This is a genomic window from Pseudoalteromonas sp. SR45-4 (assembly GCF_014163535.1).
In the GTDB taxonomy this organism is placed as follows: domain Bacteria; phylum Pseudomonadota; class Gammaproteobacteria; order Enterobacterales; family Alteromonadaceae; genus Pseudoalteromonas; species Pseudoalteromonas nigrifaciens.
Genome location: NZ_JACJDO010000030.1, coordinates 1 through 24,522, shown reverse-complemented (window position 1 = coordinate 24,522; position 24,522 = coordinate 1). Strand labels below are relative to the sequence as shown.

Annotated in this window: 24 protein-coding genes; 21 read left to right on the top strand and 3 right to left on the bottom strand. The window is 39.4% G+C overall.

Annotated features, from left to right (window positions below):
- The first annotated feature begins 29 nt into the window (after positions 1–29).
- From H5058_RS12795 to H5058_RS12745, 11 genes are all read left to right on the top strand, one after another.
- Entirely contained in the window at positions 30–557 is a 528-nt protein-coding gene (locus H5058_RS12795) for a LuxR C-terminal-related transcriptional regulator (RefSeq protein WP_089369109.1), read from the top strand.
- Positions 558–778: 221 nt separating this feature from the next.
- Positions 779–1,432, top strand: coding sequence for a thermostable hemolysin (locus H5058_RS12790; protein ID WP_089369324.1), 654 nt, complete (start codon positions 779–781; stop codon positions 1,430–1,432).
- The gene (locus H5058_RS12785; RefSeq protein WP_089369108.1) at positions 1,429–2,898 is read left to right on the top strand and encodes an AMP-binding protein; all 1,470 of its coding nucleotides are present in this window, start codon (positions 1,429–1,431) and stop codon (positions 2,896–2,898) included. The genes H5058_RS12790 and H5058_RS12785 overlap by 4 nt, the downstream gene beginning before the upstream one ends.
- Positions 2,891–3,580 carry a TenA family transcriptional regulator gene (locus tag H5058_RS12780; protein WP_089369107.1) on the top strand — a complete coding sequence of 230 codons (690 nt, stop codon included), beginning with the start codon at positions 2,891–2,893 and terminating at the stop codon, positions 3,578–3,580. Before H5058_RS12785 ends, H5058_RS12780 begins: the two co-directional genes overlap by 8 nt.
- Positions 3,577–4,347, top strand: coding sequence for an SDR family oxidoreductase (locus tag H5058_RS12775; protein ID WP_089369106.1), 771 nt, complete (start codon positions 3,577–3,579; stop codon positions 4,345–4,347). Before H5058_RS12780 ends, H5058_RS12775 begins: the two co-directional genes overlap by 4 nt.
- Before the next feature lie 23 nt (positions 4,348–4,370).
- Positions 4,371–5,018 carry a hypothetical protein gene (locus tag H5058_RS12770; RefSeq protein WP_089369105.1) on the top strand — a complete coding sequence of 216 codons (648 nt, stop codon included), beginning with the start codon at positions 4,371–4,373 and terminating at the stop codon, positions 5,016–5,018.
- Between the two features lie 7 nt (positions 5,019–5,025).
- A complete protein-coding gene (locus H5058_RS12765) occupies positions 5,026–5,685 on the top strand; it encodes a response regulator transcription factor (protein ID WP_089369104.1) in 660 nt (219 codons plus the stop codon).
- Positions 5,686–5,711: 26 nt separating this feature from the next.
- Positions 5,712–7,025, top strand: coding sequence for an ATP-binding protein (locus H5058_RS12760; protein WP_179807906.1), 1,314 nt, complete (start codon positions 5,712–5,714; stop codon positions 7,023–7,025).
- Positions 7,018–7,371: a cupredoxin domain-containing protein gene (locus tag H5058_RS12755; protein WP_089369102.1), complete on the top strand. Its 354-nt coding sequence runs from the start codon at positions 7,018–7,020 to the stop codon at positions 7,369–7,371. The genes H5058_RS12760 and H5058_RS12755 overlap by 8 nt, the downstream gene beginning before the upstream one ends.
- Positions 7,358–8,098, top strand: a complete 741-nt coding sequence (locus H5058_RS12750; protein ID WP_089369101.1) for an iron transporter — start codon at positions 7,358–7,360, stop codon at positions 8,096–8,098. The genes H5058_RS12755 and H5058_RS12750 overlap by 14 nt, the downstream gene beginning before the upstream one ends.
- The gene (locus H5058_RS12745) at positions 8,095–8,811 is read left to right on the top strand and encodes a hypothetical protein (protein WP_089369100.1); all 717 of its coding nucleotides are present in this window, start codon (positions 8,095–8,097) and stop codon (positions 8,809–8,811) included. Before H5058_RS12750 ends, H5058_RS12745 begins: the two co-directional genes overlap by 4 nt.
- 247 nt (positions 8,812–9,058) lie before the next feature.
- On the opposite strand, the gene H5058_RS12740 is transcribed toward H5058_RS12745, so the two are convergent.
- Both H5058_RS12740 and H5058_RS12735 read right to left on the bottom strand, forming a co-directional pair.
- Entirely contained in the window at positions 9,059–10,180 is a 1,122-nt protein-coding gene (locus tag H5058_RS12740) for a PD-(D/E)XK nuclease family protein (protein WP_179807905.1), read from the bottom strand.
- Between the two features lie 341 nt (positions 10,181–10,521).
- Positions 10,522–10,824 (bottom strand): hypothetical protein, encoded by a 303-nt coding sequence (locus tag H5058_RS12735; protein WP_089369098.1) that lies wholly within the window; start codon positions 10,822–10,824, stop codon positions 10,522–10,524.
- Between the two features lie 583 nt (positions 10,825–11,407).
- On the opposite strand from H5058_RS12735, the gene H5058_RS12730 reads away from it, so the two are divergent.
- Positions 11,408–12,292, top strand: coding sequence for a LysR family transcriptional regulator (locus H5058_RS12730; protein WP_011329784.1), 885 nt, complete (start codon positions 11,408–11,410; stop codon positions 12,290–12,292).
- Between the two features lie 79 nt (positions 12,293–12,371).
- On the opposite strand, the gene yegQ is transcribed toward H5058_RS12730, so the two are convergent.
- Complete coding sequence (yegQ, locus tag H5058_RS12725) at positions 12,372–13,778, bottom strand: tRNA 5-hydroxyuridine modification protein YegQ (protein ID WP_089369096.1); 1,407 nt, start codon at positions 13,776–13,778, stop codon at positions 12,372–12,374.
- A gap of 229 nt (positions 13,779–14,007) precedes the next feature.
- Here yegQ and ndk point away from each other — a divergent pair, with 229 nt between their 5' ends.
- From ndk to der, 9 genes are all read left to right on the top strand, one after another.
- Positions 14,008–14,439 carry a nucleoside-diphosphate kinase gene (gene ndk, locus H5058_RS12720; RefSeq protein WP_011329780.1) on the top strand — a complete coding sequence of 144 codons (432 nt, stop codon included), beginning with the start codon at positions 14,008–14,010 and terminating at the stop codon, positions 14,437–14,439.
- Between the two features lie 169 nt (positions 14,440–14,608).
- Complete coding sequence (locus H5058_RS12715) at positions 14,609–15,739, top strand: bifunctional tRNA (adenosine(37)-C2)-methyltransferase TrmG/ribosomal RNA large subunit methyltransferase RlmN (RefSeq protein ID WP_011329779.1); 1,131 nt, start codon at positions 14,609–14,611, stop codon at positions 15,737–15,739.
- Between the two features lie 146 nt (positions 15,740–15,885).
- Positions 15,886–17,619: a type IV pilus biogenesis/stability protein PilW gene (gene pilW / locus H5058_RS12710; protein WP_182678487.1), complete on the top strand. Its 1,734-nt coding sequence runs from the start codon at positions 15,886–15,888 to the stop codon at positions 17,617–17,619.
- Positions 17,616–18,479, top strand: a complete 864-nt coding sequence (locus H5058_RS12705) for a RodZ domain-containing protein (RefSeq protein WP_011329777.1) — start codon at positions 17,616–17,618, stop codon at positions 18,477–18,479. Before pilW ends, H5058_RS12705 begins: the two co-directional genes overlap by 4 nt.
- Positions 18,480–18,484: 5 nt before the next feature.
- The gene (gene ispG, locus H5058_RS12700; RefSeq protein ID WP_086998188.1) at positions 18,485–19,603 is read left to right on the top strand and encodes a flavodoxin-dependent (E)-4-hydroxy-3-methylbut-2-enyl-diphosphate synthase; all 1,119 of its coding nucleotides are present in this window, start codon (positions 18,485–18,487) and stop codon (positions 19,601–19,603) included.
- A 179-nt stretch (positions 19,604–19,782) separates the two neighbouring features.
- Positions 19,783–21,063: a histidine--tRNA ligase gene (gene hisS, locus H5058_RS12695; protein WP_011329775.1), complete on the top strand. Its 1,281-nt coding sequence runs from the start codon at positions 19,783–19,785 to the stop codon at positions 21,061–21,063.
- Between the two features lie 47 nt (positions 21,064–21,110).
- A complete protein-coding gene (locus H5058_RS12690) occupies positions 21,111–21,731 on the top strand; it encodes a tetratricopeptide repeat protein (protein ID WP_011329774.1) in 621 nt (206 codons plus the stop codon).
- 10 nt (positions 21,732–21,741) lie between these two features.
- Positions 21,742–22,920 (top strand): outer membrane protein assembly factor BamB, encoded by a 1,179-nt coding sequence (gene bamB, locus H5058_RS12685; RefSeq protein WP_011329773.1) that lies wholly within the window; start codon positions 21,742–21,744, stop codon positions 22,918–22,920.
- Positions 22,921–23,013: 93 nt separating this feature from the next.
- The gene (der, locus tag H5058_RS12680) at positions 23,014–24,477 is read left to right on the top strand and encodes a ribosome biogenesis GTPase Der (RefSeq protein ID WP_011329772.1); all 1,464 of its coding nucleotides are present in this window, start codon (positions 23,014–23,016) and stop codon (positions 24,475–24,477) included.
- Positions 24,478–24,522 lie beyond the last annotated feature (45 nt).

Sequence of the window (24,522 nt, the reverse complement as noted above, 5' to 3'; positions counted from 1 at the left end):
TTTATAAATAATTGATAATAGAGGATTTAATGAAAGACAAGTTAATCGCAGCCACCTTGTTAATAATAATGGTGCTAAACTTTTTTGATGTGATAATAGATTTGAAACTAGGAGTACCACTGTGGCATATTTTTTCTGAGAGCTTAATCGTTGCCATTTCCGCAGCCGGTGCTATTTACTTATTTAGAGATATTCGTTCGAGTACCGCCAATATCAATGTGCTGAAACAAAAATTAGCTCATTCAAAAAAAGAACTTAAAAACATATCACAAACAATGATGGATGCGCGCCATGAATACAGTGGCGTTATTCAAACCCAGTTTTCACAGTGGGCATTGACACGCAGTGAGCAAGAAGTCGCCATGTTGTTACTTAAAGGCCTAAGCTTTAAAGAAATAAGCGCGCTAAGAAGCACAAAAGAAAAAACCGTCCGTCAACAAGCTTCCGATATTTACAGCAAAGCCGATGTAGAAGGCCGACACGAGTTTGCTGCATGGTTTTTAGAAGATTTTATGCAACAAAACCATTATCAACCAAAAAGTACAGCTATAAATTAATCTAAAAAAGCCTTGACATGCTAGAGTCGGCATTTCGAGTCCACTCGGTCATCCAACCAAAAGTAATAGAATCACTTATAAATAGAAGCAGGCTCTACTCTTAATCTGTATTGTAGTGGTTAGGCGCTTTTTTCATTTAAATTAAATTTCTTAAGTTTTCTTTAAGTTTCACTCGTTAAGTTTAAACCCTGAAATATAAACAGGTTTAAATGAGCGAGCTTATGCAATTAGCCCACACTTCTACATCATTAGGTTTAACACAAAATAACAGTCAGTTTATTAGTGCTCGTATTGATGATGTGCATCGAAAAAATCTCGAAAACACAGTGAAAGAAGGTTTTTTAGTTGCGTATAACGCTAAGCTTACTTCTTTTATGCCACTACTTTGCCAATATGTTACCAAGCAAGGAAAGTGCACGTTAGGGCTAAGGCAAGCAACTTCGCCATTGTTTATTGAGCAATATTTAGCATCACCCGTTGAAGATTTTTTAGATGAGAGCATTTCTCGCAATAAAATTTTTGAACTTGGTAATCTCTGCTCTACAAATCGAAGAGCAACTCTTGCACATTTTATTATTGTTAACGAAGCTCTGCAAAGTGTGGGGGCAAAACATTTAGTGTTTTGTGCAACCAACAAAGTGCGTGCTTTATTGCGCTTACTTGGTGTTACGTGTACTGAAATTGCACTTGCGAGCAGTTTTGTAGTTGAGAACCCATTAAAGTGGGGCAGCTATTACGCCAACCAACCAACAGTATGCATTGTGAGCCTAGAGCAAGCTCACCAACAAGTATTAAATACCCCAATGCTTTATAGTTTGATGCAGCAAAACCACTGCAATATCAATTCTTTGGTAAATGCATTGGTGAATGTATGAATTACTATAATACTCATTCAGTATCGCCATTAATTATTGCCCATAATAAAGATCAAACACGTGAAATTAACGGCGATGAGTTTAACCAGCAAATACAAAAAGTAGTAAAAATACTACAAGGCTTTAGCGGCAAAGGTATCGCTTATAAGCTTGATAATACACCCGCTTGGCTTGTTATTGATGCTGCTACAGCGGTTTCTAATAAAGTGGCTGTGCCAATTGCTCACTTTTTCAGTGAACAACAAACTCAATATGTATTAGTGCAATGCGGCGCTAATTTATTTATTAGCGACACGCTAAACCATTTACTTGAGGAGCCTGTTGCCTCTATTACTGTGTTTGAACTTTACACGTTATATATTTACGAAATAGTTGTGGCTAAACCGAACAGTTACTTTCCTGAAACTCAAAAAGTAACATTTACATCAGGCTCAACTGGGCAGCCAAAGGGCGTGTGTTTATCTGCAAAGAGCCAAATGCAGGTAGCTCAATCTCTTTGCGATAAAATTAATATTAAAAAGCCTGTTCATTTATGTTTATTGCCACTAGCTGTATTGCTTGAAAATATAGCTGGTGTGTATGCCCCTTTAAAAAGTGGCGGTACAGTACACTTAATACCATTAAATGAATTAGGCTTTGTTGGAACTGCATTAAAACAGCCCGCACAGCTTATTGCTGCTATTGATAAAGTTAAGCCAAATACGCTTATTTTAGTACCTGAACTATTAGCATGCTTAGTTACTTTTGCTGAGCAAGGTTGGCAACCGCCTAGTTCGTTGCAGTTTATTGCAGTGGGTGGAGCGCTTGTCAGCGAAATGCTAATAGTTAAAGCGCGTAGCTTAAACTTACCGGTGTATCAAGGTTATGGGCTGTCTGAGGCGGCATCTGTAGTGAGTTTAAATACCCCCACAAACGATAACCGCCAAAGTGCAGGCTCTGTGTTACCTCATATTCAAACCAAAATTGAAAATGGCCAGCTTTTTATAAAAGGCGATTTGTTTTTAGGCTACTTAAACCATCAACCTCACAACAAAAAACAGTGGTATGGAACCGGTGATCTAGTCGAGCAGCATCAAAATACCTTATTTATTAAAGGCCGATTAAAAAACCTAATTATTACCAGCATGGGGCGCAACATCAGTGCCGAGTGGCCTGAATCACTATTACTCAGTCAAAGCGGTATTTTACAAGCGGTTGTGTTTGGTGAGGGGCGACCTTTTCTGAGTGCCATTATTTACGCCGATACAAAGCTAAGTAACCCAGTGTTAGCTCAATACATTAACGCAATTAATAAACAACTACCCGACTATGCTCGAATTCAAAAGTGGCATCGTTTAGCTGCCCCATTAAGTGTGCAACAAGGATTATTAACAACAAATAATCGCCCAAAACGAGATGCCATAAGTAAGCAGTACCATGATGTGTTTGAGCAATTTTACCGACTTGGAGAAGTAATTAATGAGTGATTTTTTTAACACCCTTAAAGAGCAAACTAAACAAGAGCAAAATTACCTGCTTGCAGCGCCGATTATCCAGCGTGTTTTTAAAGGCGAAGCATCACTTGAAGAATATGCCTCGTTTTTAGTGCAAGCGTATCACCATGTTAAGCACACTGTGCCTTTAATGATGTCGGTTGGTGCACGATTAACCGACGAACAAGAGTGGCTGCGCGAAGCCGTCGCAGAATACATTGAAGAAGAGATAGGTCATCAAGAATGGGTACTTAATGATATTGCAGCCTGTGGTTTTGACAAAGAAACAGTACGGTGTAGTCAGCCGCAATTTGCTACCGAAATGATGGTGTCGTATGCGTACGACTCCATTGCACGTAAAAACCCGCTGAGTTTTTTTGGCATGGTGCATGTACTTGAAGGCACTTCTATAGCGCTTGCTGATGGCGCGGCTTCAAACATTGCAAATGCTGTGGGCTTACCTAAAAAAGCATTTAGTTATTTAACCTCTCACGGTGCACTTGATATAGAGCATGTAAAGTTTTTTGAAAACCTTATGAACCAAATAACAGACGAGGCGGATCAACAAGCCATACTTCATGGTGCAAAGCGCTTTTATCGTTTATACGGCGATATATTTCGTGGACTCGATGACGAACCACTTTTTAAAGCAAGTGCACAAGGCAAATTGGCATGAGTAGTTCTTTATGTGTGCTCACTGGTGCAACAGGCGGAATAGGGCAAGCAATTGCTAAAGCCCTATATGCAAAAGGGTGGAAGTTACTACTTGTAGGGCGAAATACCCAAGCCCTTGAAAAACTGAGCCGTGAATGCCCAGACAGTGAAATATTTACAGGCGATTTAACCGACGATACAACACGTATTGACCTAGCAATAAAAGCCAAGCAACTCGGTGACGTTAAATTACTTATTAATAACGCAGGTATAAATACAATGCAAAGCCTTGAGCACACAAGTAATGAGCAAATAGATAATATGCTCATGACTAATTTGTCGGTGCCTATTAAACTATGCCAGCTATTTTTAGGACAGTTAGAGTATACCAAAGGCACTATTGTTAATGTGGGATCATCGTTTGGCAGTATTGGCTACCCGTTTCAAACGCTTTATTGCGCCAGTAAATTTGGTTTACGTGGCTTTACAGAGGCATTATCACGTGAGTTGAATGGTTCAGGCGTTAAAGTGACCTATTTAGCACCAAGAGCAACAGATACATCTATTAATAGCAGTAAAGCGCGGGCAATAAATAAAGAGCTCGGTAATAAAATGGACTCGCCAGAATTAGTTGCTCAAGAGTTATTAGCACTAATAAGTTCAAACCAAACAAGGCGCTTTATTGGTTTTCCTGAAAAATTATTTGCACGCATAAATGGCGTATTCCCAAGCGTTGTTGATAACGCTATTGCAAAGCAACTTCCTAAAATTAAACGCTTTTTAAGTTAACAAACACACACAAGGGCAAAATTATGTATAAATTTACACTCGCATTTTATTTAATATTAACGGCTATATTTACCACCGTAGTACAGGCAGATGAAGCGCAAGACCTAATTTCTATTCAACAAAAGTGGGCTATTGCCAACTACGAGCTTGAAGACGATGCGCAAATAGATGCGTTTACGCAATTAAGTGAGCAAAGCGCGTTATTTGTTGAAAACTACCCTAACTCGGCACAACCGCATATTTGGAATGGTATTGTGTTAGCTAGTTTTGCCGGCGCAAAAGGTGGCTTGGGTGCACTTGGTTTAGCAAAAGAGGCAAAAGCGTCACTTGAAAATGCACTTTCAATAGATGGTGCTGCATTAAATGGATCGGCTTACGCAAGCCTTGCAACGCTTTACAGCAAAGTACCTGGTTGGCCAATTGGTTTTGGTGATGACGACAAAGCTGAAAAATTATTTAAACAAGCACTCGCTTTTAATCTCAAAGGCATTGATACTAATTACTTATACGGTGAATACTTGTATGGCGAAGGCGATTATAAACAAGCTAAAGCACGACTACTTGTAGCACAAGCAGCGGGCATTCGTGATACTCGTGCAAAAGCAGATGAATATCGTCAACAAGCAATTAGCCAGCTATTAGTAAAAGTAGATAAAAAACTAAAAAGATAAACACACAATGCATTTATTACTTGTTGAAGACGATGCCTTAGTGGCACAAGGGCTTATTCGCTCTTTGCGCCAAGAGGGCTACAGCGTAGAGCACAGTGGCACAGTAAAACACGCCTTAGAGTGCCTTTCTAGTGGTGAAATTGAGCTTGTTATTCTCGATTTAGGATTACCTGATGGCGACGGCTCGCAAGTTTTAAAACATATTAAATCGCAAAAAAAAGTTATTCCGGTGGTTATTTTAACTGCTCGCGGCGGTATTGACGACAAAGTTAAAGGGCTTGATATGGGGGCTGATGACTACCTTGCAAAGCCGTTTGACCCCGCTGAGTTATTTGCTCGATTGCGAGTAGCAAGTCGGCGCATTAATCAAACACAATCAAGCTTATTGCGCTGTGGTGATGTAGTAATGGATACTTCTGCCCATACAGTATTGCTAAGTGGGCAATCACTTACCCTACCACGAAAAGAATACATGCTTTTAAAAGCGCTGATGGAAAATCTGGGAAGGGTGCAATCAAAACAACAGCTCGAAAATAAACTTTACCAATGGGGTGAAGAAGTTGGCTCTAATGCCATAGAGGTACATATTCATCATCTTCGTAAAAAATTCCCTAGCGATTTTATTAAAACCTTACGTGGTATCGGCTACGTGGTTGGTAAGCGTTAGAGTATGTTTATATTTCGAGGTTGAAAATGTCTATTCGTAAACGCCTGACCTTAATTTTACTTTCAATGATGGTGCTAACCTGTTTTTTAGCATTAGTAAAAGGCTATCAAAAAAGCATGCACCACGGTGAAAACTTACTTGATAATGAGCTTAAAATAGTGGCTGGCGTTTTAATTGAACAACCATTAGCACTAACCACAAATGCAGCACAAGTAAGTAGTAATAGTGCTCAGTTGTTGTACCAAATTTGGCATAATAATCGTTTACTTAGTGGCTCATCGAGTTTATCAAATAACTGTGTTAATTTTAGTGAAGGACTTCAAACTGCAAATTTAGCAGGGCAACGTATGCGAGTGTTTGTAATGAGAAAAAATACTCGTAAGGTTATCGTTGCTGAACCTATGGCAAAGCGGTTTGAATTAGCTGAAGCCGTTATTTTATCGGCAATGTTACCTATGTTATGGGCAGTTCCTCTGCTTGCTATTTTTATAAGCTTTTTTGTTAAATACGCATTAGCCCCTCTTACCCGACTGTCTAGGCAGTTGGCTTCTCGCCAAGCAAACGACTTTACCCCAATTAACTGGCAAGTAACCGACGAAGAAATTAAACCTGTTATTAATCGTTTAAACGATTTATTTAAACGAGTAGAAACTGCCTACTTACGAGAGCGCTTTTTTGCCTCAGATGCAGCTCATGAGTTACGTACTCCGCTTAGTAGTCTAAAAATTAATGTACATAATTTAGCTAATAAACAAAGTAACTCGCAAAATAATCAAGAATTAAAAGCAATGTCACAAGGTATTAATCGCTTAAGTAATATTGTTGAACAAATGCTAATTTTAGGACGCACTCAGCCAGAACAGTGGCAAAAGCAGTTTAGTGAACAGTCATTGCTAACTATTACTCAACAAGCCGTGTCGGAGCAATACGATAAAATAGACGAAAAAAACCAAACTATTAGCCTCGAAGGTAATGATTTTGTAATTAATGGTGATGAGTTTACATTAACGACGCTTATCTCTAATTTACTCAGTAATGCTATTAAATACACACCTAATGATGGTCAAATAATAATTAAATTAGCATCTAGTAATAATGACTATAGTTGGCAAATAGATGATTCAGGTTCAGGCATGACTGAAGAGCAAAAAGACCGAATATTTAATCGCTTTTATCGCGTAGGTGGCGATCAGCATCCATCAGGCGAGCAAGGCGCGGGTTTAGGCATGGCGATTGTTCAACACATAATTGCTATTTATGACGCAAATATTCATTTAGCGAATAGTCATTTAGGCGGGCTAACCGTGAAGATTACTTTTACAGGAGTAAAAAGTGACTAGACGTTTATTTAATCAATGCCTTTGTTGTTTGCTATTTTTGTCGTTTAACGCGGCGAGTAAAGAGTACCTTATTATTTTAAAAGATCACTTGTTCTATCCCTCACAAATTACTATTCCCGCGAATAAAAAAGTAAAGCTATTGATAGAAAACCAAGATAGTACACCAGAAGAGTTTGATAGTTTTGATCTAAACAGAGAAAAAGTGCTCTACCCAAATCGTAAAAGCATTATTTATATAGGACCGCTTAGTAAAGGGTATTACAAGTTTTTTGGTGAGTTTTCGCCAAATACAGCTAGGGGCGTTGTAATAGTTAGCGATGAAGGGGCACAGCATGTTAATAAATAGTTTAGTCATGAGCCTTAATCAATTACTACCTGTGGCTATTTTATTAGTGCTACTACAAGTAGTAAAAAAACAGAGTTCTTTGCGAATATGCTCTGCTGTATTAATTGGCGCGGTAATGTCGTTTTTGTACATGCAAAGCGCATCGTGGGTGAGCCAGTGGTTTGAATACCAAGGGTTAGAGTACTCACAAATAGGGCTATGTATTACTATATTTATTGCTGTGTTGGTATTTGCACTAAAGCAAAAGTCAGCGGCATTTTATATCGCAGTTATAAGCACAATAACGCTGTATTTAAGCCACTATATTATTTACCTCACCAGTTTTTGGCAAAATAATGATGCAGGGCAAAGCTTATTTATTGGCACTTTATTAGGTGTTGGAATTTGTTTAAGTTTTAGCGTATTGCTGTACTTTTTAATGAATGCAATTAAGCACCGTTTTGGTATGTACCCGCTTTTTACTTTGCTTGCTTTTAACAGCGCGGCTAAGTTATTAGTCGCACTGGATTTGGCAAGCCAAATAGACTTAATTACCAACACCTCAACCGTGTGGGATTTACGTGATTTGTTAAGCGAAAACTCTGAGCTAGGCCGCGTACTGCGTGCTCTTGTTGGTTACGAGGCCACTCCTGATTTAATGAGTGTACTTATATATAGTACAAGCAGCGTGTTATTTTTATTAATTTGTTACGTTATTCCAGCTTCAATGACTAAGGAACGTGTATGAAAGCACTCAACCTATATTTAGCGCTTAGTTTTACCGCTTTTTGTGTGTTGTTACTTCCAACCCAGGCAAGTGCTGATGGTATTGTTGTTGATAAGGTATATCACCCCTATGTTTTACCTTTTGAACGTGAGTTTGAGTGGCGACTGGTATCGCATCAAACTGATAGTGGCAATATATTAGCGCAGCGCTTAGGTGGTGGTGGTGCTATTAGCGATACAATGGCACTAGAAGGGTATTTAGTTGGTGAGCGAGACGATAACGGCGATTTTAGCTTAGAAGCTTACGAGCTTGAATTGCGCTGGCAGTTAATTGAGCAAGGTAAGTTATGGGCTGATTGGGGCGCATTATTTGAGCTTGAAAAAAAACATAACGAAGATGTATACGAAGCAACCTCGGGTTTTGTGATCGAAAAAGAGTTTGGAAAAACAAGCCTAACATTAAACGCTTTTTTGGTTTATGAATGGGGGCAGGATATTCAAAACGAATGGGAAAGTGAGTTTAGAGCACAATATCGCTACCGGTATCGTTCTGCTTTTCAACCATCTATTGAGGTTTACGTAGGTGAAGACTTTGTAGGAATTGGCCCTGGTTTTATAGGTTTGCAACGTTTTGATGGACAAAAACAATTAAAATGGGAAGCGGGTTTTATCACTGAGATAAGCCAATCAGAAAAAAATCATAGTTTTAGGCTCGCATTAGAATTTGAATTTTAATAATGAATAAAATCTAAAAACGGGCAGTTACACAGAATCCGTACAGGCTCCACAACAGATTTTCCATTCATTAAAAAATCACTCCCATTGACTGTGTACCAGAAGCCTCAAGATACAAGTGGTCAATAAAATTTGGCCACAGTTTTAGAGTTTTTGTATCTAACCTAAACTCGTTTAGCACTACGCTAGCGCTATAATGATATGGTCTAAGATTATTATTAAACCCATTTATATAATCACTAACGTTTTATTTTGTCACTGTGAGCTCTTCAACTAGCTTTATAAATTCAGGCTGTATCATGAGTGTATTTTGTAATTCTGTAAAAACTTCTAGCACTATATCTACTTGCTCTTGATGAGTATTGGCATGTTCAAACAAAGAAAGCATTGACCTTAAAATAACAATTGGATGCCATTTATTATGCTTGGCTCTCGGATCTACAGCAGTATCTATATACTCCCAATCATTAAATAATAATTTAAAACACGCTTTTAAATTATTATAATTGTCTGAATTTTTTATCATCTCTTGGCCTGTTCGATTGAAATCAAAAACTAAGCATAATTTTAATTCATTATTTATAAATTCTTTAACTCCGTGATCTCTTCCATCGAGCAACACACCGCAAAATATACCGGGAAGCCACTGCCTGCCTTTATTTTTAATGATAGGGCAAAATTCTAACCCAACTCTTGACTCAGTTCCTTGGCGTTTAAATACGGGTTCCATCCCGATAGTTTGTAACGGCCATTCTCGTTTTTGAGCCGTTTTAAAGATCGAGTCAACTTGCTCAATAAATTTTACTGCTTCTAAATAATGAGCAATAGAGAAACGATTCATTGGGGACTTTGGTCCTAATCCTTCAGATTTAAGTAATGATAAAAAATCTTCTATTGCCCAACTTGCGTGCTCATAATTTACTTTATCAACTAAACTTATTAAGCATTTATAAATATCCTCCCAGCACAATGCTGCATCTGGATTTTGAGCATGTTGAAAAGGAGTAGCTGTTATTAATATAATTCTGTAATCGTCATAAGTTTCAGATGCATACTCACGATAGTTTTTCAGCTGGTTTTGATGTAAGTCTGATTTTACTTTATGTTCGAACACTAAGGTGCAGGTCTCCCAACTTATAACTAAATCAGGGAACTTATTATTAAAATTTTCCTGCGTTGATATAAAAACTTCACCATCGGGTGCACTAATTGACGATTGCAATTTATTATTTATACATTCGAATACGCTCTGTAAAACCTCGCGGTTACTTCGCAACAGCCAAGCAAATGCTTCTGTTATAAAGTTTTCAAGGGGATCCGTATTTTCCCGAGGACGATACTTTCTTAAGTTGACTAAAAGGCTTTCCATAATTATTACCTGTAAAAGTATTTTGTTAGTTAACAATATAAACTAACTTAAATTTCGTTAAAAAATGAATTAAATTATATTTTACGAATTTGCCTTTCGATCTAGAACGATGGGATAAAAAATAAATTACATGCTTAAAATAATTTAGTTTTACTTCTTTATCTATAATTTTCAATAATTCATTTTTAGGTGTTCTTTAACTTCGAAGTAGCACCTAAAACCGATGTAAAACAAGTGCATAGTTTTATTCCTATGCGCAATGTTTAATGCATTTTGGAGATTATAATCCAATGCGTACTTGTTATTAAATTAGAAGTTGAAGCTGTGCTCCCATTTAAACACTATTTATTAGCTCTTATCACTCTAAGTTTTTTGATATCTGATCCTTTAATTTCCATAGAACGGGCAAGGGCATTGAAATGTTCTGCGTCAGTAGCATGCAAAACTTCAGGCTTTTCAAAATCTAAAAAATAAACAAAGTGCCCTAATTCGAATGCGGTGTTAATTCTTGAACTCGAAAAGCGTCCATCACTACCTCCTTTATGGAAATCTGTAATTAACACCTCTGTGCTCGCGAGTATGTGTTTGAACATTACATGATCAGCAATATCCCTTGGGGTATATACCGAATCAAAGCGCGTCATAATGCAATTTGTAACTTTTATGCCCTAACTTTTAGTTACTTTTGTATTTGTTACAACGTTTAAGTGGACTCTTTGAGTATCATGTTTTAATAATGCAATTTTATTGTCTAATTTTACTAAATCAAAAAGGCCAAGCTTTTCTAATAAAACTAGCTTTTCGTTGTTTGAAATACTGAGGTAGTGAGCCAAATTAACCTCTTTTAAGTTGAGGTTATAATCACTATCAGCTACGTTGCTAGTAGACTCATCTAAAGCTAATACAGCTTCAAAAATATCATCACAAAAATATCATCACAAAAATTCATAATACCCTTAAGTTTAAGTCTCAATTTATCGCTACAAACATAAGCAAACAATTGCTAGTGAGAAAATAAAAGCTAGGCATACTTGTTTAACAAAGCCATTTTGTCTCAAGATATCATAATGCGAACTAGCCAGCGATATCGCTTCGCCCTAATCACGGGGGGGGCGGCCAATTTTAAATCACTACTTTTAACATCTAATGATATTTAACAGCGCCGCTGTTATGATTAAACATAACTTCAACAATAATTAAGTTTTGAAATGATAAGCGGTTTTAATAATGCCTAATTACTCTCTTGATGATTTACGTTATTTTTGCACTATAGTGAAATTAGGTAGCTTTAAAAAAGCATCCGAAAGTCTAAATCTATCATTATCAACCTTAAGCCGCAGAATACGTTTATTGGAGCAAACTCTACAGTTAACCTTACTTAATCGAGACGCTCATCGCGTTACATTAACTCATACAGGGGAGCTATATTACGCTCGCTACTGCAAACTGTTTGAGGAAGTAGACGCCATAGAGCAAGCGTTATCTGATGAGAAGCAGCAACCAAAAGGTAAAATTAGAATTTCTGCGCCAATTTACATGGGCAAGCATTTTTTAAGCGCTATTTTTTGTGATTTTTTACTGCTGTATCCAGAAATACAGTTAGATTTACGTTTTTCAAATGACTTAATTGATATCGAAAAAAAAGGCATTGATATTGCTTTTAGAGTAAGAAACCCTGCTATTGATAATTGGGTTATTAGAGAGTTGAAACTCACCCATAATATAATATGTGGCCGCCCTAACCAAACCACTCATTTAATTACCCACCCTGAGCAATTAGAAGAACAACCCAAAGTTATTTGCTTTGGATTAGCCCCGTGGCAATTAAAAAATAAACTGACTAATGAAGTGTATAACGTTGAGCCAAAAAAACACATTAGGCTTGAAGTTGATGAAATTCAAATGATGAAACATGCCGTAGAATCGGGTGTTGGCATTAGTTATATACCTGATTATATTGCATTGCCATTAATAGAGTCAGGAACGCTTGAGCGTATTCTTCCTGATTGGCAAAGTGAAGGGCAGCCTTTTTCTATGCTTTATCGCGACAGAAAACAAATCCCTCATCGTGTGAGGTTACTAATAGACTATACCTTGCAACACTTTAGCTAAAGCGCTGCAAGGTATTTTTTAATAACTCAGCCTCAGTACCATAACGCTATAAAAGTCGCTTAAAGTATTGCTGTAATTACTAAACGGCTTGCTTAAACGGATTGCGAGTATCTTGATGCTCATCAAGATTACGCATTAAAATAGCGTACGCTAAATCTAGTGCTTGAGGCAGCGCTATTTTAACAATATGGCCGGAACCTTTAGCATCGCTAATACTTTCACCCTTTTTATTTTCCATCTGCTCAAGTACAAAGCTAATATTACCTAGTGGGGTCATTAACTCTAATGAATGGCCAACACAAAACTTATTTTTTACATCAATATCAACTAAGCCGTTAGCATCTCTACCCAGCACTTCGCCAACAAACTGTTGTTTAGTTGATACCGAATGGCCGTATTCATAATTTTGATAGTCTTGGTGCGCATGGCGCTTTAAAAAGCCTTCGGTGTAGCCTCTGTGGGCTAAATTTTCTAAGGTTTTAAATAAGTTGGTATCAAACGGGCGACCAGCTACTGCGTCATCAATTGCTTTGCGATAAACCTGCGCGGTGCGTGCTACATAATAAAAAGACTTGGTGCGCCCTTCTATTTTTAAGCTATGTATACCCATTTGGGTAAGTTGCTCTACATATTGTACTGCTCGTAAATCTTTTGAGTTCATAATATAAGTACCATGCTCATCTTCATAAGCAGGCATATATTCACCGGGGCGACCTTGCTCCTCTAACATGACTATTTCGCTACTAGGAGCGCCTTCACCAAGCGTAGGTATTATACTTTTAGGATCGAACTTATGTACCATTTCACCCGTTTCGTTTTCAACGCCCGGTTTTACATCGTAATCCCAACGACAAGCATTAGTGCATGTACCTTGATTTGGATCGCGTTTGTTTATGTAACCCGACAATAAACAGCGTCCAGAGTACGCCATACACAAGGCACCATGGACAAATATTTCCAGCTCGGTATTTGGGCAAAGCCTGCGTATTTCGGCAATTTCTTCTAGCGACAGTTCGCGCGATAAAATAACTCGCTCAATCCCCTGTTTTGCCCAAAATTGTACACTCGCGTAATTTACCGCATTCGCTTGTACCGATAGATGAATAGGCATAGTCGGCCATTTTTCTCGCACTAGCATAATTAACCCCGGATCAGACATGATCAGCGCATCGGGCTGCATAGCAATAACCGGCTCAATGTCGCGTAAATACGAGTTAACTTTAGCGTTATGCGGCGCAATATTAGATACCACATAAAACTTTTTATTCAGTGCATGCGCTTCATCTATGCCTATTTTTAATGTTTCAAGATCAAACTCATTATTACGCACTCGTAAGCTATAGCGTGGCTGCCCTGCATATACTGCATCGGCACCATAAGCAAAGGCATAGCGCATGTTTTTTAAGCTGCCCGCGGGCGATAATAGTTCAGGGGTAAACGCAAACGGCGGTGTATTTTTTGAAGAGTTAACAGTAGTTGATGGCATGAGCGCTCCATACATAAAACTGGTTACAAGCCAGTTGCATGAATAATTAACAAATACAATAAGTGTAGAGCGCGGCAGTATAAATGCAGCAAATTATTTGTATTTGATCGAGATCACAAAATAACAATCAAATTGGTTATTAATAATAATTAGTATTTTTACGTTAAAACGCGTATAATTCGCGCCCGTTAATATTCACACTTTCACTTAAAATTATTGGAGCATTAAGATGGCTTTAGAACGTACTTTCTCAATCGTAAAACCTGATGCAGTTGCTAAAAACCACATCGGCGCTATCTACAACCGTTTCGAAACTGCTGGCCTTAAAATCGTTGCAGCTAAAATGGTTCACCTTTCACAAGAGAAAGCTGAAGGCTTCTACGCTGAACACAGCGAACGTCCTTTCTTCGGTGCTTTAGTATCTTTCATGACATCTGGTCCAGTAATGGTTACCGTTCTTGAAGGCGAAAACGCTGTTCTTAAAAATCGTGAAATCATGGGTGCTACTAACCCTGCAGACGCACTAGCAGGCACTTTACGTGCAGACTACGCTGACAGCATCGACGAAAATGCTGTTCACGGCTCTGACGCTGTTGAATCTGCTGCTCGCGAAATCGCGTACTTCTTCGCTGACGAAGAGCTTTGTTCACGTACTCGTTAATTCGAACTCGTTAACATATTGAAAAGGGCTTTCGGGCCCTTTTTTAGTCATTATGTAAGGTATTAATCAGTAAACTTATAATGTTTTACTTAATGATTAAGCTGAGTGAATTGTGTACAATTCGTCCTCGTAAATTTTTATCTCCACCGTCACCGATTGAGGTTGTTTCATGACCGAGCAAAAAAAGATTAACTTATTAGATTTAAACCGAGAAGGGATGCGCGAGCTATTTGCATCGTTCGGTGAAAAGCCGTTTCGTAGTGACCAGGTGATGAAATGGATTTATCATTTTGGCGTAGACAACTTCGACGATATGAGCAACGTAAACAAAAAGCTTAAAGAAAAACTTAAAGCTGAATGCGAAATTGTTGCCCCAGAAATATCAGTGCGTCAACAAGCTAAAGATGGCACGATCAAATACGCATTAGTGCTTGAAGGCGGCCAAGAAGTAGAAGCTGTTTGGATCCCTGAAAAAGAACGCGCTACGTTATGTGTATCATCGCAAGTTGGTTGTGCGCTTGAATGTACTTTTTGCTCTACAGCGCAACAAGGCTTTAACCGTAACTTAAAAGTATCTGAAATTATTGGCCAGGTTTGGCGTGTAGCTAAAGATATTGGCCTTGATGGTCACAGCGAAAAACGCCCGGTAACAAACGTGGTAATGATGGGCATGGGTGAGCCACTCCTTAACGTTAAAAACGTAGTCCCCGCGATGGAACTGATGTTGGACGATTGGGGTTTTGGTTTATCTAAGCGCCGCGTTACATTAAGTACTTCAGGCGTGGTACCGGCTCTGGATTTACTAAAAGAAAAAATTGACGTAGCACTGGCTATTTCATTGCATGCTCCTGATAACGCACTGCGCGATATTTTAGTGCCCGTTAATAAAAAATACCCTATTGAAGAGTTTTTAGCGGCGTGTCGTCGTTATATCGATGGCTCTAAAGCAAATAAAGACGTAACCGTTGAATACGTTATGCTCAATGGTATTAACGACAGCACCGACCAAGCGCACGCATTGGTACAAACGCTTAAAGGTACTCCTTGTAAGGTAAACCTTATTCCGTTTAACCCATTTCCGGGTAACGAATATACGCGTTCGAGTAATAGTCGTATTGACCGTTTTTCTAAGGTTTTACAAGCAGCCGGCATTACCTGTATTGTGCGCCGCCCTCGCGGTGATGATATTGATGCAGCCTGTGGTCAATTAGCTGGCGATGTTGTTGATAGAACAAAACGCTTGGCTAAAAAGAAAATGCGTGACGATAACGCGATTGCCGTTAATATTCACCAAGCATAGTCTCATCTCTAAATAGCAATCAGTCTTAATTAATACCCCATATCAAGACTGATTGCTTTTAAGTCGTTTATTTTTAAATAATTGATGCAACATAGATGCTTTTAGGTAAGATAGGCGCTATGGACAAAAAATAAAGAGACAAGGTAATGCGACCTTTACTAGTTTTAACTATATCTACGCTCGCCTTAGGCGGTTGCGTTACAGAAAATAGTTATAACGGCAGTGATAAACCCGTTGTCGAAAATAAAATTAATAGCGCAGGCGCAGCTCGAACTCGCATTGCCCTTGCTTTACAATATTTAAATACGGGTAATAACTCTCAAGCAAAATATAACCTTGAACGTGCCAGCGAATATGCGCCAAACCTACCCGAAGTCCACTACTCTTTAGCGTATTACTATCAACAAGTTGGTGAAAATAAACTTGCCGATTTAGCCTATCAAAAAGCACTTGCTATTAAACCTGACGATCCTAATACCTTAAATAACTATGGGGTATTTTTATGTGGTATAGATGAATACGACCGTGCTACTGATCAGTTTTTAAAAGCAATCGCAATACCCAGCTATATCCGTGTTGCCCAAAGCTACGAAAACTTAGCGTTGTGCGCTATAGAATTTGACGACTTTGATAACGCCGAAACTTATTTTCAGCAAGCAATAAATCACAGTTCTCAGCGCGCTTCAACGCTAATTAGTTTAGCGGCTTTATATTACGCTAAAAGCGATTTATACAAAGCAAGTGCACTGTTAAAGCGTTACGACGATACCGCGCAAATATCAGCGCGTGCTTTATTACTTAGTTATTTAATTAAACAGCGCATGGGTAAAATTGAAGAAGCAGAGAAAATTGCTGCAACTATCCTACAAACTTACCCAAGTAGTGATCAGGCTTTTGCGATTAGAGATAGCCAAATAAAACAAACCGAATTTGAAGTCTTGCGCGAAAAATATCGTCAAGCGCAGCTCAATGAATTAAAACAAGATGGTAGCGAAGCGCAATTAAGTTCACAGCCTAAAATAAAAATAATTCGTAAAAAGCGTCCATCACAAAATGACTCAACAAGCTTAATTAGTGCTAATAAAACGCCCGTTGCAACAGTAACAGCCCCAGCTGCAGTAATAGCCGAAGTTAAACCAGCTCAGCCGTCAAGCAAAACTGTCGCGCCAACAAGCCAGGTGAACGCTGCGATAAACGCAAAACTAATAACAAACCAAAGCAGCAAGCAAGCTATTGTTAGCCCTTTAAGTACGCAGCCTGAGACACCACCAAGCACCTTGCCTGCAGCACAGGTAGCAGCTAATAATAACGTTAAAATAATTTCTTTTGGCGCTCCTCAATCTGCTAATAACAGCGCTAATAAAGCAAATACAACTAACACTACTTTCAGCCAAACGAGTGCTCAACCTAGTAATAATGGTCAGGTGGTTTTTTATAAGGCCACTAAAAATGCAGATGTATTTACTAGCAATAACAGCAACGAACTTGACACCATAGAGCTGAGAAATGCGCCAACAAGTAACGACAATAAGCTACCTATGCTCAATCCTAAGGTTGCGCCACTTACAGTACCGTTTCATATTATAGAGTTTGGTGAAAACCTATTTAGCATTTCGGTACGATACAATGTTAAACTACAAAAGCTCCTACTCTGGAATGGATTAAAAGAGTCAGATCGGGTAATGAATGGCAGTAAAATTTACCTTAACGATCCTAATATTTATTATGAAATTAAAGCTGGTGATACCCTTTTTGAAATAGCTACCCAGCGGCAGGTATTAATTGATGAATTAATGCGATGGAATAAATTAAGTCCTGATATAGCACTAACACCAGGGCACAATCTTTTACTAGTGGATCCAGACTCATACCTATTATGAATGAAGAAATTACTCAGCCCCAAAGCGAACAACCTTCTCTTGGGCAAATATTAAAAACACACAGAGAAAACGCTGACATTAGCCTTGCTACTATGGCAACACATTTAAAACTGACTGTGTTACAAGTACAACGCATGGAAAATGATGAATATCAGTTACTTGGCCCTACAACCTTTGTAAAAGGGTATATAAAAAATTATTGCCGAGAGCTAAAAATTGATCATACACCTATTTTGGCTATGCTACCTGCACCTACAACGCCTGAAAAACCCGTTGATATGCAGAGTTTTTCGCGTCGTACTGAAAAAGAAGCTAACGACAGTCGTTTAATGATTGCCAGCTATATTATTTTAGCCATTGTAATTGGCTCCTCTGCCTTATGGTGGTGGCAAAATTCTATGCCAATTGAAGAACAAACAAGTAATATTAATGTTGAAAACTCGATAATGAGTGAGCAACAAGAACAGGCTGCGCAAAGTAATATTGGCGCATCACAGCAGCAAGTTCAGGAAATAAATAATGTAGCATTACCGCAAAGTGAGCAATTAAGTGCGCTACCTAGCGGTAATAGTACAATTAACACCACTACTACAGCCCCTAATGAAGCAAACAATAGTAGTACTATCGTTATGCTTTTTAATGATGAGAGCTGGGTAGAAATTTATGATGCCGAAGGTGAAAAAATTGCGTTTGGAGTAAAAAAAGCAGGCTATGAAATGACCTTAACAGGCATAGCTCCTTTTTCGGTTGTGCTGGGTAAGCATGATGCAGTTAATATTACTCTAAACGGTGAAACTGTTGATCTATCAGCTTTTCCAAAAAATCGTTTAGCTAAATTTAAATTACCACTAGCAGAGTAGCCGCTATGTTTTCAGAATCCCCAATTAAACGCAGAAAATCAACCCGTATTAATGTTGGTAATGTACCTATAGGTGATGGCGCACCCATTGCCGTGCAGTCAATGACTAACACCGACACTATGGATGTGGATGCAACCGTAGCACAGATTCAGGCAATACAAGATGCCGGCGCCGATATTGTGCGCGTATCTGTACCAACTATGGACGCCGCCGAAGCATTCAAAAGCATTAAAGAGCAGGTAACTATACCGTTAGTAGCCGATATTCACTTTGATTACCGAATTGCCTTAAAAGTGGCAAAATATGGCGTAGATTGTCTGCGTATTAACCCAGGTAATATTGGCAGCGAAGAGCGAATTAGGGCTGTGGTAGATGCGGCTCGCGAGCACAACATTCCTATTCGTATTGGTGTAAATGGCGGCTCATTAGAGCGCGATTTACAAGAAAAATACGGCGAGCCTTCGCCCGAGGCATTATTAGAGTCGGCAATGCGCCATGTAAATATATTGCGCCGTTTAGACTTTGATCAATTTAAAATATCAGTAAAAGCGTCTGACGTGTTTTTAGCTGTAGGTGCTTATCGCTTGCTAGCAAAAGAAATAGACCAACCTCTGCATTTAGGTATCACCGAAGCCGGTGGCATGCGCTCAGGCTCAGTTAAATCTGCAGTCGGTTTAGGCATGTTACTTGCCGAAGGAATTGGCGATACGCTACGTGTTTCGTTGGCAGCCGATCCGGTGCAAGAAATTAAAGTTGGTTTTGATATTTTAAAATCACTGCGTATTCGTTCTCGCGGTATTAACTTTATTGCTTGCCCTAGCTGCTCTCGCCAAGAGTTTGATGTAGTTAGCACCATGAACCAATTAGAAGAGCGCTTAGAGGATATTATTGAACCGGTTTCGGTCTCAGTGATTGGCTGTGTAGTAAACGGCCCTGGCGAAGCATTGGTAAGTGATATTGGTTTAGCCGGCGCTAGTCGTCGCTCAGGATTATATATTAATGGCGAACGCCAAAAAGCCCGCATAGATAACAATAATATTGTTGAACAACTTGAAGGCTACGTGCGCGATTTTATTGCAAAAAAACAAAACCAAACACCTATCGATATTAAAATCGTTGAGTAACACCTTTAATTAGTTAGTTTGGCCTTTATTTAAATTGTGCTATCGCTGGGTAACTTAGCAATAGCGCGCCTCTAAGCTCGCATTTACGTGTAAATTAGGGTTATAATATCGGGTCAATTTTTTTAGTTTTATGTTGTCGCAGTCAAGCATTGTACAACAACAGTTTTTAGGATTTAGCAGTGGCAAAACAAATTCAAGCAGTTCGCGGTATGAACGATTGCCTACCAGGCGATACTCAAGTTTGGCAAAAAGTAGAAAATATTTTACGCGAAACCGTTGCGTCGTTCGGTTATCAAGAAATTCGTTTTCCAATTGTAGAATCAACCGACCTATTTAAACGCTCTATTGGTGAAGTAACCGATATAGTAGAAAAAGAAATGTACACCTTTGCCGATCGTAATGGCGACTTACTTACGCTTCGCCCAGAAGGCACCGCTGTGTGTGTACGCGCAGGAAACGAAAATGGCTTACTGTATAACCAAGAGCAACGCCTTTGGTATATGGGCCCAATGTTTCGCCATGAACGTCCGCAAAAAGGCCGCTATCGCCAGTTTCACCAATTTGGTTTAGAAACCTTTGGTATTGCGAGTGCCGACATAGATGCAGAAGTTATTTTACTTACAGCGCAATTATGGGAATCGTTTGGGATTAGCGAACATGTACGTTTAGAGCTTAACTCGTTAGGTTCAAACGAAGCACGTGCCAATTACCGTGATGCACTGGTTGCCTATCTTGAGCAACACCTTGATGTACTAGACGAAGATTCAAAACGTCGCATGTATTCAAACCCGCTACGTGTACTTGATAGCAAAAACCCTGACGTGCAAGCAATTTTAATTAATGCACCTAAGCTATCTGAGCATTTAGACACTGAATCAAAAGAACATTTTGCAAATTTATGTGAACGTTTAGACGCAGCCGGCGTCAAATACACGATTAACGAAAAACTGGTACGTGGTTTAGATTATTACAACCGCACTGTGTTTGAATGGATCACCGACAGCTTAGGCGCGCAAGGTACTGTGTGTGCCGGTGGCCGTTACGATGGCTTAGTTGAGCAACTTGGTGGAAAAGCGACCCCTGCAGTAGGTTTTGCAATGGGCCTTGAGCGCTTAGTGCTACTGCTACAAGCACTTGAGTGTGTAGGTGATATTCGTCGTAATGCTGATGTATATTTAGCATCAATGGGCGACAAAGCCAGTATTCAAGCACCTATTATTGCAGCGACGCTTCGACGCGATGTGCCAAACTTACGCGTTATGGTGCATGCTGGCGGCGGCAACTTTAAAAAACAATTAAAACGTGCTGATAAAAGCGATGCACTCGTTGCCGTTATTATCGGTGAAGATGAATTAGAACAAGGCGTTGTGACCATTAAGTATTTACGCGAGCGTAAAGAACAAGTCACATTAGAATTAGAACAAGCTAAAGCGCTATTAGCAGAGCTTATTAATAGCTAATATTTTAATAAAAGCATATTAATGCCAAAGCTATCACAGAGGTAAAAATGGATATTTATTCAACAGAAGAACAACAAGCCGAAGCCATAAAGCGCTTTTTCCGTGAAAACGGCCTTTCTCTTGCACTAGGTGTAATTGTAGGTTTAGGTGGTTTATATGGCTGGAAAGCGTATAACCAAAACCAAATTACCACAGCTGAGCAAGCATCAGACGCTTACACAACATTGGTTTCAGGCGAAAGTGTATTATCGTCAGCTGATACGTTTATTAGCGAAAATAAAGATACCAACTACGCAACGTTAGCTGCATTTGTAGCGGCTAAAGATGCTGTAGAAGCAAATGACCTAGACGCTGCAAGCGAAAAGCTAAGCTGGATAGTGTCTAACGTAAAAAACGATGAATTAAAAGCCATTGCTATTACACGCCTAGCTCGCGTTCAAATTGCCCAGCAGCAGTATGATGAAGCGCTAACGTCGTTAAATGCATCATTACCTGACGCATTTTCTGCCAATGTTGCAGAGCTTAAGGGTGATATTTACACTAAGCAAGGCGACAAAAAACAAGCTCGCGCAGCATATCAAGCAGCGGTTGATGCCGGTGGACTAACCAGTAATCCACTATTACAAATTAAGTTAGATGACCTAGCAGTAACAAGCCCAGCGGCATAAGGTTTTAGCTATGAAAAAAATAACAATCGCAACGCTTGCGCTTTGCATGGCAACTTTAATGGGTTGCTCGTCAAGTGATGACGAAGAAGAACTGGTTCTGCCTGAAATAGCCAACCAGTTCGAAACTAATATTGTATGGCAAGAATCAATTGGTAATGGTGTAGAGCATTATTTTTCACGCTTATCACCTGCTGTATATAAAGATACCGTATACGTTGCTAACCGCGAAGGCCAAGTAAAAGCACTTAAGCTAGAAAATGGCGATACGCTATGGAAAAGCGATGTGCGCCAAGATGTATCGTTTTGGCCATGGGCCGATAACGATAGTGCAAAATTATCGGGCGGAATATTACAAGCTTATGGTAAAATATATTTAGGTTCGGAGCATGGCTATGTTATTGCTCTAGATCGTGAAACTGGTGAAGAAGTTTGGCGTAAAAACGTACCCGGTGAAGCACTTTCAAAACCAGCTGCCGGTGACGGTTTGGTATTTGTAAATTTAGCTTCGGGTAAGTTATTAGCCCTTCATCCTGATACGGGTGAAGAACGCTGGCGCTTTGAGCAAGAAGTACCTGCGCTAACCTTACGTGGACAAAGCGCGCCTACTGTTGCAAATGGTGGTGTATTAGTTGGCCTAGAAACCGGCAAATTAAGCGTATTAATTTCAGACAGTGGTTACTCTGCATGGAGTGCCGAAATTGCAGTTGCTAAAGGTGCTTCAGAGTTTGAGCGTCTAGTTGATGTAGACACACAACCACTTATTAGCGGCCCATACGCTTATGCTATTGCTTATAATGGTAACCTAGCGGCAGTTGATATTCGTTCTGGTAATATTGTATGGAAACGTGAATACAGCAGTTACCGAGATATTGCCATGGATGCACAAAGTATTTATGTAGTAGATAGCAACGGTGTTATTTACGCATTGGATAAAGATTCAGGTATTGAACGTTGGAGCCAACCCGCTCTACGTGGTTGGTATTTAACAGGCCCTGCAGTTGCAGGTGAATATTTAGCGTTAGGGGATCAAGAAGGTAACCTACATTGGCTAAATAAAGTCACTGGCGAGCTAGTATCTCGTGAAGACTTTGACAGTTCAGGCTTTTTTGTTGAGCCTGTTGTTGCCAACGATAAACTGATTTTATATACCCGAGATGGGGAAGTTAGTGCGGTACAAATACCAAACTAACTTATGATTATTAGTATAACCCACTAATAGTTAATTATTTTTTGTAAGGCTTCGCAACGCGAAGCCTTTTGTTGTTTTTTAAAGAGGTAGTTTATGCTTCCCGTGATCGCTCTAGTGGGGCGACCCAATGTGGGCAAATCCACATTATTTAACCGTTTAACACGTACTCGTGACGCGCTCGTAGCCGATTTTCCAGGTTTAACTCGTGATAGAAAATATGGCCAAGCAAATTACGATGGCTATGAATTTATCGTGGTAGACACGGGCGGTATTGATGGTTCTGAAGAAGGCATTGAAATCGAAATGGCTGATCAGTCTCTGCTCGCCATTGAAGAAGCCGATATAGTACTGTTTTTAGTTGATGCCCGTGTAGGTATGACAGTAGCTGACCAAGCCATTGCTAATCACTTGCGCAAGCAAGAGAAAAAATGCTTTGTGGTTGCTAACAAAACCGACGGTATTGACGCCGATTCAAACTGCGCTGAGTTCTATCAATTATCGCTGGGAGAAATTCATCATATTGCTGCATCACATGGCCGTGGTATTACGTTATTACTTGAACAAACGCTACAGCCTTTAATTGCTGAATTAGCGGCGCTTGATGAAGATGTAAGTAACGATGATGAAGAGCTTATCGATTTATACCAAGAAGACAGTGAAGATGACTCTCATCAAGCATTTGCAGACAAACCTGTAAAGCTAGCCATTATTGGTCGTCCTAACGTAGGCAAGTCAACACTTACCAACCGTATACTCGGGGAAGAACGTGTAATTGTTTACGATATGCCAGGCACAACCCGCGATTCTATTTATATTCCGATGACCCGTAACGACAAAGAATATATTTTAATCGACACAGCTGGTGTGCGTAAGCGTAAAAAAGTAAGCGACGTGGTTGAAAAGTTCTCAGTGATTAAAACCCTACAAGCAATTGAAGACTGTAACGTAGTGTTATTAGTCGTTGATGCTCGTGCGGGTATTTCTGATCAAGATTTAAGCTTATTAGGTTTTGCACTTAACTCTGGCCGTTCACTGGTTATTGCGGTGAACAAATGGGATGGCTTAGACGATTATGTTAAAGATCGTATTAAATCAGAACTAGATCGTCGCTTAGGCTTTATCGACTTTGCCCGCCTGCACTTTATATCGGCATTACACGGTACTGGCGTAGGTCATTTATTTGAGTCGGTAGATGAAGCTTACGAGTCAGCTACTAAGCGTATAAGCACCGCAATGTTACGTCGTATTATGGACATGGCACAAGCGGATCATCAGCCACCACTTGTTCGTGGTCGCCGTGTTAAGCTTAAATATGCGCATGCCGGTGGTTATAACCCACCACGTATCGTTATTCATGGTAACCAAGTTCATGATTTACCTGATAGCTATAAACGCTACCTAATGAACTACTACCGTAAAGCACTGAAAATTATGGGCACACCTATCAAAATCGAATTTAGAGAAGGTGATAACCCATTTGCCGGACGTGTTAATAAAATAACACTATCGCAAAAGCGTAAAATTCGTGCGTTTAGTAAAGAAAACCGTAACAAATAGGTACTAGGTACTAGGTACTAGGTACTAGGTACTAGGTACTAGGTA